Origin of the sequence: Aquamicrobium terrae, assembly GCF_040545735.1 — a bacterium.
Lineage (GTDB): Bacteria > Pseudomonadota > Alphaproteobacteria > Rhizobiales > Rhizobiaceae > Mesorhizobium > Mesorhizobium terrae_A.
On sequence record NZ_JBEPML010000019.1, the window covers coordinates 39,054 to 52,757 of the forward strand.

Sequence of the window (13,704 nt, forward strand, 5' to 3'; positions counted from 1 at the left end):
GTCAGGACCGCCCGCATGTCAGGGTTCGGGGATGGGTGCGTTACGCGCCCGGGTTCTTGTAGAGGCCGCGCCAGTCGATGGCCTTGGCGCCGAAATCGAGGCGGCACTTGATCTCGACGCCGTCGACGTCGAAGCCGTTGCGCGTCTCGATGTAGGCGCCCTGCTGACCCTCGAGATAGGCGTACTCGATGGTGTCGATCTGGTTCGGGCTGGCCGCCAGATACCAGGCGGTCTCGCTGGCAGCGTCGAGGCGCGGCTCGCTGATCGGCGCCAGTGTGCGGATCGACTGCGGCACCACGCTGGACGTCGCGGCGGGCACGAGGTTCTGGGCGACAAGCTGCTCGGCCTTCAGTTCCAGCGAGGCGGGCACGATCAGGAAGGCGGGGCGGACGTTCAGCACCGTCTTCTTGTCGAGGCCGGTCTGCTTCGCCATCGCCGCGCGCGCCGCACCGACGCTGCTCACATCGAGCGCCGCGCCGGTGCCCGCGAGGTTCTTGTGGGTGGTGTGGAACAGCGCGTTGCCGTCCGCCATCGCCGGGTTGGCGGTGATGATCCCCCAGACCACGTCCGACTCGAGCTGCGCGATGGAGTTGCCGTACATCGCCGGGATCCGGGTGAAGGCGTCGAGATCGTCGTTGATCAGCGTCTGGCGGGTGATCGCGACCACCCGGCCATAGGTCTTGACCTTGTAGCTCTCCTTGCTCTCGCCCAGCGTCCCGCGCTTGAACTCGCCGCTTTCGCCGACCTCGAGCAGCTGCGGCGCCTCGCCGAGCTGCACGCGGTGCATCGCCTTGAAGTCGGTCGCCAGCACCTGGCGGCAGAACAGCATGAAGGTGCGGGGATAGGCCTCGTAGGCCTGCCGCAGCGTCTTGTTGGTGACGGCCGACAGGATCTCGGGGAAGTCGGAGGTCGAGTGCAGGGCGCGCGTCGCAACCTCGTCGCGCGACAGGCCGCGCGTGTTGACCCCGGCATTGCCGAGGCTTTCGCGGGCCAGTTCCAGCAGCGTCATGCCGCGGTACTGGCGCGCAGCGTCCTCCAGCTGGAACAGCGTCGGGCTGTAGCGGTGCAGGAGCGCGTTCGCCACCGCGTCGCGGCGGGTGATGCGCTCGTCACGGCCGCCGAGCGGCACCGAAACGTGCGGGAAGGTTCGGGTCTCGTCCGACTTGGCGGCGACCTGGTCGAGGATCAGGCGGCGGGACTCGTCGACGCTGACGCCGCGTTTCACCAGATCCTCGGCGAAGCCGCGCTCGAGGTTCAGGCGGCCCGCCAGATCGTAGATGGTGGAGACGCGGTCGCGCTCGGCCTCGCGGGCGCGGGTGGCAACCGCTTCGGTGTCGGGCGCGGGCGTTGCCTGCGTCTTCGGCTGGCTGCGGGTCTCACTTGCGTGGACCTTCGGTTCGCTGGCGGCGACCTTCGGGTCGGGCGCAGCCGCTTTCGGCTCGGTCATGGCGGTGTCCTCGGTTTCGACCGGCTCGGTCGGCTGGGTGGTGGCGGGGGTTGCGGCGTCGCTCGCCGGGGTCTGGGTCTTGTCCGTCATCGGGATCGGTCCTTTCGTTGTGGAAGGGGCGTCCCGGCGGTGGAGGACGCAGTCGTGAAGGGGGTGCTGGGCGCGGAAACCGGCGGCGGGGTCGGCGCCGACCGCGACGGCGGAGACCTCGAAGGGCGTCCAGTCCACCGCGCGCCAGAGTTCGCGGGAGGCCTCGGGTTTCGAGACCTCGAAGCGGTGGACCTGGTAGCCGATCGATACGGCGCGGATGTGCCCGGCCTGGATGTCGCGCCAGATCGGCTCGACATCGGCGCGCTCGCTGATCCGCACCAGCGCGATGCCGCGGCCGTTCTCGATCCGGGCGGAACCGGGGACGACAGAGCCGATCACCGCGTCGAGCGTGTCGAGCTCGTGCACCTTCAGGAACGGCGCGCCCGCGTTCAGCCGGTCGAGGCGGACATGGGCGGGATCGAGGCTCAGTTCCTCGTCATAGGGCTCACCGAAGAAGGTGGCGCGACGGACGCGGGCCCCGGCCGACCAGACCACCTCGACGGTGCGGCTGTCGGCGTCGGCCGTGTTCGGCGCAAGCTCCGCCGACCGGCGCATGGCCGGCAGTTCGATCATCGTGTCCATGGAGGTCAGTCCTGTTGGTCGGCCTGCGCCGGATTGGTTTCCGCGTCGGCGGAGGGATCGTTGGCGGCCGGGTCGCCGTCGGCCGGATCGGTCGCCGGGTCGCTCGTCTGTGCGCTGCCGGTCTTGGTGACGCGGCGCGGATCGCTGTCGAGCACCAGCCCCAGCGCATCGAGCTTGGCGTTGGTCGCGGCGATCTCCGCCAGCACGGCGTCGGGGTTGCGGCCCTGTTTCGCGATCACCTCGGCGAGCGTCATGGTGCCGGAGCGGATCGACAGCAGGTTCGCCATCGCATCCTTCTGCGGATCGACCGCCTCGAACTTCGGCGGCGACCATTCGACCGGCACGGTCGGCGACGGGATCTGACCCGCGGCCCATGCCGCTTCCGTGAACCACCGCCAGACCGGCGCGCAGAACATCGGAATGAACAGCTGCCACTGCACGGCGTCGATCTGGCGGCGGAACTCCACGAGCCCCGCCCGGATCGAGGAATAGTTGACCTGGGACAGGTCGCCGGTCAGCAGCTCGTAGGGCACCCGGAACCCCGCCGAGATCGTGTGCAGGCTCGCGCGCTTGTATTCGCCATAGCCGCCGGTGGCCGAGGGCTGGTTGAACCGGATGCGCTCGACCATGGCGGCGAGGCGATCCTGATCCCAATCGACCCGTTTCGGCAGGTCCGCGACCACGGTGAAATCGCCGTCGTCGAAGCGGATCGTGCCGGTGTCCTTGCCCGTCGCCTGCCGTTCCTCGGCGGCGCGGGTGGCGTAGCGGACCGTCAGCGCGCCATTGAGGCGGGCCTTCGCGGCCTTGTCCCGCTTGATGCGCTCGTCGACGTCGCGCTGCAGGATGGCCAGCAGTTCGACGGGCAGCTGGGCGATGTCCTGCAAGCCGAGGCCCGGCAGGTCGTCGACGGTGATCGTCGTCTATGACGAAGGACACAACCTGTCCGATCTTCAGACAGATCGGCTCCTGGAACTCGCACCAGATGCGCTGATTGTTGCTAGCGCCACCATGTCGCTGCCGCCGCGTCTGAATAATGTCATTTCTCGCCTTCGTAGCGACCAAGGATGGACCGACCCGGATTTCTCGACGACTGTCTCGAGTCCCGAGGTCGTAGAGGCCCAGTTGGTGAAGCAGCGGATATCAATAGACGGATACATCACCCCGCTAGAACCCGCCCTAGATAACTTGCTGACCGACATGCGGAGGGCGCAGCAAGCAGCTCAAAATCTGAAGCTGCCTTACCGACCGAAGGCAATATATGTCTGCTCCACCAACACCGTGGATGGCGTGCCGGTCTCGGAGGACCTCAAAAGGCCCTTTCAGGAACGACAGGCCCGGCCCATCCTAATATGGCGACACCTCGTCGAGGTCGCAAAGGTAGACCCAGCTAAGATCGCCGTCTACTGCCAGCTCAAATTCTCGAAGGAATCGCAGAAGCCGCCAGAAATGCACCTCTTCGATGGGGCGGAAAAAGACTACTCCCGATTCATCGCAGGCGACTACGAGCACATCATTTTCAATCTTGGCCTTCAGGAAGGCTGGGACGATCCAGCGGCGTCTTTCGCATACATAGACAAAGAGATGGCTTCAGCGCGACAGATCACTCAGGTCATCGGGCGAGTCCTTCGGCAACCTGGAGCACAGCACTACAGTGATCCGGTCATGAACACGGCGCACTTCCACATCCGAACCGATGAGAAACGGGTCTTCGATGACATCTTGACGCAGATCCGCGCGGACTTGGTTTCCGAGCATCCGTCAATAGCGTTGGTGGTGAAGGATGAGAAAACCCGAGGGAAGAAGGACAGCCTGGACCCACGGCCGGCTCGGACGATTCCCACTGTCGCGATTGAAAGTAGCGATGCGCTAGAGCCTATAGGGAAGATTGTCAAAGGAATGATGGACTTCCGAGACGGCGGACAGAACACGATCGGTCAAGGGAGCCGCATGCAGGTACTGCAGCTCATTGGATCGGAGACGGATGCACATTATGACTGGGTCGAAGTAGATCACAGCAACCGGATCATGACACGCCATGTATTCCGCCGTGAGATTCAAAGGTGCTATCCGGGTGGGCTGCGCAGAGCGGGGGGGCCGATCAACTTGGTGGATATTGAGGACCCCAAGTTTGATGCGTTAATCGAGGCCAGCAGCCCGGCGGCAGAGCATGTAAGGGAGACGGCTCGCAAAGTGGTAGAGGCCTATATTCAGCACTCCTTGGTTTTCCAGGATGATGCGGGCCACCCCTATTCAGTTGGACCGATAGCGGTTGACAGCAACGGAGGCGAGACTTTCAAAAAATCGCTGCACGAACGCTACTCTGGCCTGAACGGCTTTGAACTGAGGTTTGCGAGGGCGATCGACAAGACCCAACGGGTCTGGACGCGGAACCCGTCCGGCAGCGGATATTCGATCCCTCTATTGCATGCCGGGAAGGCGTACTTCCCCGACTTCCTCGTCTGGATAGACAAGGACATCGTGGCTATCGATACAAAGGGCACGCACCTGCTGCTTGAGGCATCTGCATCGAAATTGTTCGAGATCGGCGGATCAGAGGCAGGGCGACGGATCGTCCTTCGTCTCGTGTCGGAGGGGCATGTCGAAATTTCTAATGGCACCATCCACACCCGTAAGACAGCGGGCTTCACCGTCTGGGTGTGGCGCCATGGCCGTCCGCAGCCCATCTTCTGCGACACCGAAAAAGAGGCAGCGGAGATTTCTATCCGGCTCGACTGAGACTATGGCGCACCGACGATTTCGGTTGGACGTCAGTGGCATTTCAGACAAATGGCACCGGGATCGGAGTCTTTGCGGGACTTGAAAAAAATGGCTCTTAAACAAGAGCTTAATAGCTATTCACCAAAACCTCGCAGTTAACAGGTCCAGAGAATCTCGGTCCTGAGAGACCGCTTCCGGGGCTCATGGCGGCAGCTCCAGTGCTCAGCCCCACCCGCATAACCCTCGAAAACAACGGAAAAATCCGGCCGCAGCCGGATCGGGAGAACGCTTTCGTGGGGGCAAGTGGCGGACCGGGTGGGATTCGAACATATACGCCGAAGTAGTCGGCTTGCGCTTGGCTAGGGTCAGGACCCATTGATGTGAGAGGCGCGATCTGATTCAGGCTCCGCAAGGAGACTGACTATGAGCGACCTGTACTGGCTGACGGACGAGCAAATGGCGCGGCTTGAGCCGTATTTTCCGAAGAGCCACGGCAGACCGAGGGTGGATGACCGGCGCGTGCTGAGCGGGATCATCTTCGTCAATCGTAACGGGCTGCGCTGGCGGGATGCGCCGAAGGATTACGGCCCGCACAAGACGCTCTACAATCGTTGGAAGCGCTGGGGTCAGATGGGGGTCTTCACGCGCATGATGGAAGGGCTCTCGGCCTGTGCTGAACGCAAGACGGTGATGATCGACGCGACCTATTTGAAGGCGCACCGCACGGCATCGAGCCTGGCGGTAAAAAAGGGGATCTCGGACGCCTGATCGGCCGCACGAAGGGCGGCATGAACACCAAGCTCCATGCCGTTACCGATGCCAACGGCCGCCCCTTGAGCTTCTTCATGACCGCCGGCCAGATCAGCGATTACATCGGTGCGGCGGCCCTGATCGACGAACTTCCCAAGGCGCAATGGCTGCTCGCCGACCGAGGCTACGATGCCGACTGGTTCAGGGACGCGCTGGAGCAAAAGGGCATCAAGCCCTGCATCCCGGGCCGGAAATCGCGCAACGAGCCCGTCAAATACGACAAACGCCGTTACAGGCGCCGCAACCGGATCGAGATCATGTTCGGCCGTCTGAAGGACTGGCGCCGCGTCGCAACCCGCTACGACCGCTGCCCTACCACCTTCTTCTCGGCCATCGCGCTCGCCGCAACCGTCATCTTCTGGCTCTGATCAGTGAGTCCTGACCCTAACACAGTGATCTGGTCCGCGCCCCGCGTTCTCGCTCTTAGCTTCACACCTTTCCTGGCGATTTGTGTCCTGTCGCTGATTACTGCCGGAGCGATGATACTAACGCCGAGACCAGGCCAAGAGGGGATGTTGCTGCCATCTGTGATATTCATAGGCGGTGTGTTTGTAGCTGCTCACGTCTTCCACCTTTGGTTGGTTGAAAAAACTCTGCGGAGCAACAACAGCAATTAACCGCACTGTTGCAGCCGTTTGGACCGTGCCACTTAGCGCTGATAATCAGTGCCAAATAACGATCAAAGTCACAGATTTTTGCGACACTGGAAGACCGCTTCCACCCTCTGTCATCCCCAAAGCTGACTGACCGCTTCCCACCTCATTACGGCCGTTGGGCGGTGCCACTTAGCGCTGATAATCAGTGCCAACTAGCGATCAAAGCCACAGAATTCATCATCAGAAAGGCGGTTGGGTCCTTTCCTTGAGTAGCGCAAGCAGTTCGCCGAACATACCGGCCTTGCGCCGGACCAGAATACGCCGCCGGGCTCATCCCAACGCCGGTGATATAGGTCTCGCCGACGGTCTCATAGTCGCAATTGTCGCTGTCCCAGTCCTCATCCTGGAGGGCGAGGCGACAAGCTGCTTCGAGGCTCCGAGTCTCAAAAGTGCGCTGGTGATAACAGGGAAGACGATAGGTGGTTTCGATCGTATAGAGCGGCATTCTGCCCTCCTTTGATAATGATGGGGGTCTTGCGCTGGAAATCAGGCCGCCAGTTCCCGGACAGGATCCAGCCGCGCGATCAGCATCGCGATGGCGCGGTCCTGGCGCGCGAGCTTGCGCGACAGGGCATCGATTTCGGGCTGGCGTTCGGCAGTGAGTGCGGCCAGGTTTGAGCGATATCGCTCGAGGAACCCGGAGGGTTCGGGAGCTTTTCCATGCCGATAACCGGAATGCTTGCGACCGAAGGTGGGGATCAGCGAAGCCATGCGCCGCCAGATCTGGCGCTCGATTATATCGAGCTGGTGTTGAGTCTGGCGGCGAGCTTCTTCCATGCACAACAGCCGCCGCTGCAGTTCCAGAGGGAAAGCCATCAGGGCGCCCTCCTTTGCCAGCCGATGAAACTGGACGGGCCGTCATAAACCGCGTGCCGAGCGGGATCGATCACGAAACCGAACCGGCCCATCTTGTAGTCTCCCTCCGGCACGAGAAAACGGCGTTCCTCAGCCGCCTCCTCGCGCCGCCCGCCCATTGTGGCGACGACCTCCACGAAACCTTTCTTTTGCTCCGAGCTGATGGCGGAGATCACGATCCAGTCGGCGGCATGCTGAACCTCAAAGGCACGTTGATCTTTGGTGCGGGAGTCACCAGGAGCCAGGGTATTGCCAGTCAGCTCCTCCCACGCATCAGGCCAGGAATCCTTGATTGTGCGCTCGGCGTGACGGCGCTCATATGCGGTGAAGAGGTGCGGGAATGTGAACGAGACGATCGCCCACTCGGCATCTTCTTCATACCAGCCGCCAGCGGAGCGCAGCATGGGATGCACCTGGCGGTTCCGCTCTGCCGAAAGCTTGAAACCACCATGTCCGGCCGTCGAGTGAGCCGTTACGCCCTCGGCGTAAAGTGTGGCTCCCTGCGAAGGCCCCCATGGCGTGTTGGCGGACGAAACGAAGTCCTTCCGGCCGAGGGCGCGTTTTTCCCGCTGGTGCTTGGCGTTTTCCTGGACCTTCAGAAAGAATGCCGCTTCATCAGCCAGTTCGCCGGAATGGCCATAAAAATCCGAGCGCATCCATTCCGGGATCGGACGGCCAATGCGCCAGCCGCTGGCAAGGAAGAATTTGCCTTCGCGGCCCGGGACCATGGCGAAGGCGGTGTCACCGACCAGTGCCACCAAAAGCCCGTCGGCGCTGCGGCCAAACAAAACCCCTGGCGAACCGAGGGTAGCATCAGATTTGGCGCTCGAGGAAGAGTGAACGCTCATGCCACCCTCCCCTCGACAACATCGGCGGCGACCTCGTCCGCCGTAACGTCGTCGAGCACGGCATTGGGATAGCCATGGCGCGAAAGCCATTCCTCGGCCGCCGCGCGGTGCGGTGCGAGATGCACGAGTTCGGCATTGTCACCGGCCCGGTCGAAGACGCGAACAGAGCCGGGTACGGGCCGTTCCACCACGGTAAATTGCAGCGTGGTGTCTACCGAGAAGCTGCGATGAACGCGGATTGCGATGACCCCGCCAGACCCGAAATCTGCCTCATGCAGCGTAAAGCCTGCCGGCGACGAGTAGGTGGGACGGATCCGCGGAGGTTCTTTCCGGATCAACCGGCCTTTGCTGTTGTTATTCCTCCAGGCGGCGAGTTTCCTGGTGAACCGTTCGGGAGGACGCGGGGTTCCGTCGCTCCAGGCAACGATGGATCCGATGGGAGCGTCTTCAAAGATCGAGTGTGCGGACATGATGTCCTCCGGATATTGAAGGGAAAACGAAGCCGCCGCCGGTGGTAAACCGGCGGCGGCGGTACGAAGAAAAAAGGAAACAGGTGCGGCTATTCGGCGGCTTCGCGGAAACCTTCTTCGTAGTCATCAGCATTGTGGCCAGGAACCGGCCCGCCGCTGGTATCGTCTTCGAGCGCAGCGTGCTCGGACGCGCCCTCGTCCTCGGGCTCTTCCACGACTTCGTTCTTCCTGAGCCAGGCCGAGAGCTTTTCCGGATCGGGTGCAAACAGCGCTGCCTGATGAACGAAGCGTTCCGCCTGGAAATGCTCGACGAGAGCTGCCCGCGTGTCCTTCACCCGCTGGCGCGGCAGGATCGACGTGCCCTTGCACGAGGCTTCCAGAGCCGGACGCGAGAGGCACGACAGGAATTCGTCCGTGCCCATATTCGGCAAGAAGTTGTCAGCGCCGATGATATTTCCGGCGACCCGGGCGACGACGCCGCTGTCCGATCGGTTTTCGCGACACGACAGGACGTCAACCAGCAGGGAGCGCACGGCGATCCGCAGCGTCTCCATGTCGAATTCGAGCTTGCCATCCTGATCGAACAGGCGCGCGGCATGTTCACCAAGACCAACGGCCCCGTAATAGGAGACGTCACGCGTTCCAGACGCGACGGAAACGTTCTGGCCGGCAAAAGCCAGAACCAGCAGCGCCATCAGCGTGTCGTCCTCGATCGGGGCGCGAGACAGCGCCTCGTGCAAGGCGTCGGTGCGCAGGTCGCCAATCATCTCCATGCCCTTCCGGGTGACATCCGGTCGGGTGTTGACGATCGGTGCACCATCATCGGAACCGGGATACGCATCCTTCCCGCTCCTGGGCTTTTTGGCTTCGGGCATGCGGTAAGCCACCGACTGCACCTTGCCGTCGCGGTCGAGATACATGGCGGTGTGGTCAGATTTGCTCGCTTTGCCGTAGACACGCTCGGCCTTGGGGGGCAGCTTCGGCTCGCCCCATTGGCCGGCCTCCACAATGGACCCTCGTTTGGGCAGATTAGCCGTCATCCACTCCTGCTGAGCGCCGAGAAACGCCTCGACGTCGGTCGTATAGCGGCTGTCCTCATCTGCCGGCGCGAAAAGGTCTTCCACCCAGGCGATGCCATAGGCCTGCGCCAGGTCATCGTCGAAGCTCGCATCGCGGGCATACATGCGCGTTTTCTGAAGGCCCTGCGCAACGCTCCACCACGATACCTGCGGGTCGGCCTTCGAAGGCTTGTGTTTTTTCCAGACCTCTTTCTGCTCATCGAGGGCCGCCGATGCGATGGTTCGCAATTGCCCCTCATTGGGCATGTCGCCTTTGGCCATGTGATCGAGCATGGCAGGCAGCACATTGGCGAGCAGGCGCAGCTTTCTGATCTGGCGGATCGGCAGAGCGAGCGCGACGGCAATCGCCTCTTCGGTCCAGCCAAGAGCGACGAGCCGTTCGATAGCGCGCCACTGGTCGACAGGATTGAGGTTCTCGCGAGCGATATTCTCGACCATCGAGCGCAGGGCGCCGCCGTCCTCGGCGGGCTCGCCGACCAGAACCGCGATCTCTTCCAGACCCGCGACGATCGCCTGCCTGACACGGCGATGGCCAGAGTGGATGACATAACCATTGCCGCCATCAGTCTGTGGCGCCACGACCGGCGGCTGCACAATGCCAACGGCCCGGATCGTCGCCAGCAACAGCGCGTCCGATTGCGGACTCGATTTGGTGCGGCGGGCCCTGTCGGGATTCTCCACGAGCGAACGCGGATCAATCAGCTTGATTTCCATGGGGATGCTCCTCTTGACGAACCGGCACCGCGCCGGTCCTTTTTCGTCTTCTTCCCGAAGACATCCCCCGGCCCGCGGAGCGGGCAGGCCGGGGCAATTGCGGGCGAGCATCCCTGCCCGGCTGGCCGAGCGGGGCTTAAAGCCCTGCGCAGGACGACGGGTCGGGATCGCGATGGCGGCGATTGAGCACCAGCGTCAGCGGCCTGCCCGCTCTGCGAGCGGGCTTGCTTCTTCCATTTCCTCCCGGCCTCACTCTATTCCAACTTGCATGCCAATCATTCTGACGCTATATTGCGTCATATTGGATGTGCGGAATTGGAGGTAAGCGCCATGGGACTTACCCAATATGCTGACGATGGTCTTTTTTCGCCGCGCAAGATCGCTGCCGCTTTGCGGACGACGAGCGAGGAAATTGCGCGGACGGCCGGACTTGGCAAGGATGCGATCCAGCGCAAGGATCGTATCAGCTCGGACAAGACACAGCGTCGGCTGCGCGAGATGACCGAGATCGTCAATAAGGTCGAGCCCCGATTTGGCTCGGCACTGATGGCTTACGCATGGTATCGATCCGAACCCCTGCCGGGTTTTTCGGGCATGACCGCGATGCAACTGGTCCGTGACGGCCGTGCCGACGAGGTGCTCGATTATATTGACGCGGTCGACGCCGGCGTGCACGCATAGGCCACGGGTGCGATACGAGGGACAACTCTACCGGGCGCTCAACCCGATCTTCGCCAGCGAGCCGATGTCGGGCCGCGGCGCGCAGCTCTATGGGGGACGCTTCAATCGCAAGGGAACGCCAGCGCTCTATATGTCCTTGTCCGTCATAACGGCACTGCGCGAAGCCAATCAGGCCGGCAGCCTGCAACCCACAACGCTGGTTTGCTATGACGCGAGCATAGAAAGCGTGTTCGATTGCCGTGACGAGACGGCGATGCGGGCTGAAGGAATGACGATGCCGGCGCTGAGCGACTCAACCTGGCGCGATCAGATGAAGACAAGTGGTGAGGCAGCCACGCAGGCTTTTGCCCGACGGCTTGCAGCAGCCGGCTATCATGGTCTGTTGGTTCGCAGCTTTGCTGCGGGTGCAACGGCTGACGATCTCAACCTCGTCCTGTGGCAATGGGGCAGCTCCGCGCCCTGCCGCCTGACCCTGATCGATGACGAAAACAGGCTTTCGCGATAACACCCAAAAAGGCTGGCGTTAGAAGTCGCACACCACACGAGCGGACAATTGCGACAGCAAAGCGAGCGGCAAGAGCCGCAAGCGCACTGACAGGACGTCCGATCACGGGCCGAGCTTCGCCGCCTCACTGACTGGAATAGATGGCTGCCGCTTGCGCCTTGCTGGCGACTTCCAGCTTTCTCAGAATTTCCGAGACGTGGTAATCGACAGTTCTTTTAGACGAACCGACGATGATGGCTATGTCGGCGTTGGATTTTCCTTGCGCGATCCACCCGAGTATCTCCATCTGCCGCGACGACAACCTGTTCAAATACGGGGCTCCGATGACGTCCGCCCGCGGGATACCCAGGACCGCCGCGCGGGTGACCGCGACCTGGCCGATTATCTGGATGGCATATGCGTCGCTCCGGCTCCTGGAAGCATCCGCGAATGACAGGGCCGTCATCGCGCTCAGGCTCCCTGGACGCTCATCCAGCGCCGCGGTCGCCCCGCTGATAATTCCGGTGCTGGCGATATACTCGCCATAGGTCGAATGAACGGAAGACGCCCATTGCGCAGAGGTCCAGACCATTGGCCGCCCGGGCCGCCCAACCGCCATCTCAAGCAAGGGGTCTTTCTCCACCCATCCCTCATCGGCGTACCGCGCTAGATCCGCGCCGCTCCAGTTGGTGAGGGTGGGCTCCGACATAAACTCGCGGCGGTCCTTCTTGCGGAACGAAAGATTGTAGCTCTGGAAGCCGAAACGTTCGATGCTCTGCTGGACAACCCGCCGCAGTTCCACCTCAGTCTCCGCCGCGCAGATTGACATTACTGGATCGGCGATCCGCTCCACTGGCTCTCTATAAATCATCAAGTTTATTCAATTTTTCCCTACCGCTATTTTACACTATCGCGGGTCAATTGAAAACTGCGCAGGTGGCGGGGAGAACGCGACAGCAGATTGGAATATTCAGAAGTCATTATCCGGCCATTCACGGCATCCCGTCGAGCGGACACCCGGCCGCACCGGGGTTGTATGAGTTATGGGTTCAGTATCGTCGTCATGACGCAATCGGAAATTTTGCAGAGCGCCTGCTGGGACGCCAATCTCCGCTCGAGCTATCCCCCATCGAATGATGACCTGGCGCAGCTGCTGTCGATCGTGTTGCAAACCTATGACCCCGCATCAGCCTACGGGATCGCCATTAAGCCTATCCTGACAGAGTGGAATGCGCCGTGGGCGGCCCTGCTTCGGCTGAACGAGGATGGAAACCTCGTGTGCGTGTTCTCAACCGATGAATCGCTGATCGGACGAATTCAGAGCGTTGAAATGCCCGTGACCAATCTGTTCGGCTCCGCCATCAGGCCCGACATGGTCGAGCACGACGCCGCGTCCAGTATCTTTCGAAGCCTGACGGACGGTCATTGCAGGACGTCGATCGCCTATCTGACGATTGTGCATGGAAAGGAACGCTTCCTGATTCTGCTCGCCGGCCTTGAGGGAGGGAAACCTTTCCGCATTGAAACCTGCCAGGCAACGATGGCGGGAAGCCTGCTCGCGAGCGCGAGGACCATGGAAATGTTGCATCAAAGCCGCCGGGAGCGGACAGAGCTCGATCAACGCCTCGCGGAGCTTCAGGCGCGTCAGGATGAACTGCATTTGAAGGCGAGCCACGATGATCTGACCGGACTGCCCAATCGCAGTTTTACACGGACGTTGGTCGAGAAACGGCTCTCCCACCGAGGCCTTGAAGGGCGGCTGGCGCTGGCGTTCATCGATCTCGACGATTTCAAGCGCGTGAATGATACACGTGGCCATAGCGTCGGCGACGAGCTTTTGCGGAACGTAGCCGAGCGGCTCCGTGCCGGCACTCGGGACTCGGATATCTGTGGCCGCATCGGTGGCGATGAGTTCGTCATTTGTATCGACGATCCCCATCGGCCGATCGACGCGGCAGCGATTTTTTCCCGCATTTCCGAACTGGTCGGCCGGCCCTTCGAGATAGAGAACCAGTCGATCTCATGCTCCGCATCCATCGGTGTTGCGCTCTATCCCCAACAGGGCACAACTTTCGAAGCGCTTCTTCGTGCGGCGGACACAGCCATGTATCGCGCCAAGAAAAGAGGGAAAGGCGGCCTGTCGATCGGCGAATAATGGCCGGCAAGGCTGAAGCCGCTGGGCTTTTCAGATAGAAGCAAATGGGCTTTTCGCGACTTCCTCCTTTCCTGGGGGAGCTGATCGAGCCAAGTGGCTCGACAAGCCAGTTGCT

General features: G+C 61.9%; 13 protein-coding genes. 5 read left to right on the plus strand and 8 right to left on the minus strand.

Annotation, left to right across the window (positions count from 1 at the left end):
- Positions 1 to 40: 40 nt before the first annotated feature.
- Together ABID37_RS20875 and ABID37_RS20880 are read right to left on the minus strand one after the other, a co-directional pair.
- Positions 41 to 2,119: a prohead protease/major capsid protein fusion protein gene (locus ABID37_RS20875; RefSeq protein ID WP_199257669.1), complete on the minus strand. Its 2,079-nt coding sequence runs from the start codon at positions 2,117 to 2,119 to the stop codon at positions 41 to 43.
- 5 nt (positions 2,120 to 2,124) lie between these two features.
- Complete coding sequence (locus tag ABID37_RS20880) at positions 2,125 to 3,003, minus strand: phage portal protein (RefSeq protein ID WP_354198276.1); 879 nt, start codon at positions 3,001 to 3,003, stop codon at positions 2,125 to 2,127.
- 25 nt (positions 3,004 to 3,028) lie between these two features.
- On the opposite strand from ABID37_RS20880, the gene ABID37_RS20885 reads away from it, so the two are divergent.
- Both ABID37_RS20885 and ABID37_RS20890 read left to right on the plus strand, forming a co-directional pair.
- A complete protein-coding gene (locus ABID37_RS20885) occupies positions 3,029 to 4,855 on the plus strand; it encodes a DEAD/DEAH box helicase (protein WP_354198278.1) in 1,827 nt (608 codons plus the stop codon).
- 405 nt (positions 4,856 to 5,260) lie between these two features.
- A protein-coding gene (locus tag ABID37_RS20890; protein WP_354198280.1) for an IS5 family transposase occupies positions 5,261 to 6,015 on the plus strand; the annotation gives its coding sequence in 2 pieces (ribosomal slippage) (positions 5,261 to 5,591 and positions 5,591 to 6,015; 756 coding nt in all).
- A gap of 430 nt (positions 6,016 to 6,445) precedes the next feature.
- Here the strand turns inward: ABID37_RS20890 and ABID37_RS20895 are convergent.
- The 5 genes from ABID37_RS20895 to ABID37_RS20915 all read right to left on the minus strand — a co-directional run bounded on the left by ABID37_RS20895 (position 6,446) and on the right by ABID37_RS20915 (position 10,269).
- On the minus strand, positions 6,446 to 6,748 hold the full coding sequence (locus tag ABID37_RS20895; RefSeq protein ID WP_354198282.1) for a hypothetical protein: 303 nt from the start codon (positions 6,746 to 6,748) through the stop codon (positions 6,446 to 6,448).
- A 41-nt stretch (positions 6,749 to 6,789) separates the two neighbouring features.
- Positions 6,790 to 7,119: a hypothetical protein gene (locus tag ABID37_RS20900; RefSeq protein ID WP_354198284.1), complete on the minus strand. Its 330-nt coding sequence runs from the start codon at positions 7,117 to 7,119 to the stop codon at positions 6,790 to 6,792.
- The gene (locus tag ABID37_RS20905) at positions 7,119 to 8,006 is read right to left on the minus strand and encodes a DUF7007 domain-containing protein (RefSeq protein WP_354198286.1); all 888 of its coding nucleotides are present in this window, start codon (positions 8,004 to 8,006) and stop codon (positions 7,119 to 7,121) included. The genes ABID37_RS20900 and ABID37_RS20905 overlap by 1 nt, the downstream gene beginning before the upstream one ends.
- Positions 8,003 to 8,476 carry a UCP036055 family protein gene (locus ABID37_RS20910; RefSeq protein ID WP_354198288.1) on the minus strand — a complete coding sequence of 158 codons (474 nt, stop codon included), beginning with the start codon at positions 8,474 to 8,476 and terminating at the stop codon, positions 8,003 to 8,005. Before ABID37_RS20910 ends, ABID37_RS20905 begins: the two co-directional genes overlap by 4 nt.
- Before the next feature lie 89 nt (positions 8,477 to 8,565).
- Positions 8,566 to 10,269: a ParB/RepB/Spo0J family partition protein gene (locus tag ABID37_RS20915; RefSeq protein ID WP_354198290.1), complete on the minus strand. Its 1,704-nt coding sequence runs from the start codon at positions 10,267 to 10,269 to the stop codon at positions 8,566 to 8,568.
- 330 nt (positions 10,270 to 10,599) lie between these two features.
- On the opposite strand from ABID37_RS20915, the gene ABID37_RS20920 reads away from it, so the two are divergent.
- Positions 10,600 to 10,950 carry an MbcA/ParS/Xre antitoxin family protein gene (locus tag ABID37_RS20920; protein ID WP_354198292.1) on the plus strand — a complete coding sequence of 117 codons (351 nt, stop codon included), beginning with the start codon at positions 10,600 to 10,602 and terminating at the stop codon, positions 10,948 to 10,950.
- 7 nt (positions 10,951 to 10,957) lie between these two features.
- Positions 10,958 to 11,455, plus strand: a complete 498-nt coding sequence (locus ABID37_RS20925) for an RES family NAD+ phosphorylase (protein ID WP_354198294.1) — start codon at positions 10,958 to 10,960, stop codon at positions 11,453 to 11,455.
- A 124-nt stretch (positions 11,456 to 11,579) separates the two neighbouring features.
- Here ABID37_RS20925 and ABID37_RS20930 read toward each other — a convergent pair whose 3' ends face one another.
- On the minus strand, positions 11,580 to 12,287 hold the full coding sequence (locus ABID37_RS20930) for a helix-turn-helix transcriptional regulator (protein ID WP_354198296.1): 708 nt from the start codon (positions 12,285 to 12,287) through the stop codon (positions 11,580 to 11,582).
- Between the two features lie 210 nt (positions 12,288 to 12,497).
- Here ABID37_RS20930 and ABID37_RS20935 point away from each other — a divergent pair, with 210 nt between their 5' ends.
- Positions 12,498 to 13,589: a diguanylate cyclase domain-containing protein gene (locus ABID37_RS20935; protein ID WP_354198298.1), complete on the plus strand. Its 1,092-nt coding sequence runs from the start codon at positions 12,498 to 12,500 to the stop codon at positions 13,587 to 13,589.
- Positions 13,590 to 13,704: the final 115 nt, after the last annotated feature.

What these genes read in the sequence shown, in the direction of transcription:
- ABID37_RS20875 (WP_199257669.1), bottom strand. Translation starts at nt 2,119, where the DNA reads ATGGACACGATGATCGAACTGCCGGCCATGCGCCGGTCGGCGGAGCTT.
- ABID37_RS20895 (WP_354198282.1), bottom strand. Translation starts at nt 6,748, where the DNA reads ATGCCGCTCTATACGATCGAAACCACCTATCGTCTTCCCTGTTATCAC.
- ABID37_RS20900 (WP_354198284.1), bottom strand. Translation starts at nt 7,119, where the DNA reads ATGGCTTTCCCTCTGGAACTGCAGCGGCGGCTGTTGTGCATGGAAGAA.
- ABID37_RS20905 (WP_354198286.1), bottom strand. Translation starts at nt 8,006, where the DNA reads ATGAGCGTTCACTCTTCCTCGAGCGCCAAATCTGATGCTACCCTCGGT.
- ABID37_RS20910 (WP_354198288.1), bottom strand. Translation starts at nt 8,476, where the DNA reads ATGTCCGCACACTCGATCTTTGAAGACGCTCCCATCGGATCCATCGTT.
- ABID37_RS20915 (WP_354198290.1), bottom strand. Translation starts at nt 10,269, where the DNA reads ATGGAAATCAAGCTGATTGATCCGCGTTCGCTCGTGGAGAATCCCGAC.
- ABID37_RS20920 (WP_354198292.1), top strand. Translation starts at nt 10,600, where the DNA reads ATGGGACTTACCCAATATGCTGACGATGGTCTTTTTTCGCCGCGCAAG.
- ABID37_RS20935 (WP_354198298.1), top strand. Translation starts at nt 12,498, where the DNA reads ATGACGCAATCGGAAATTTTGCAGAGCGCCTGCTGGGACGCCAATCTC.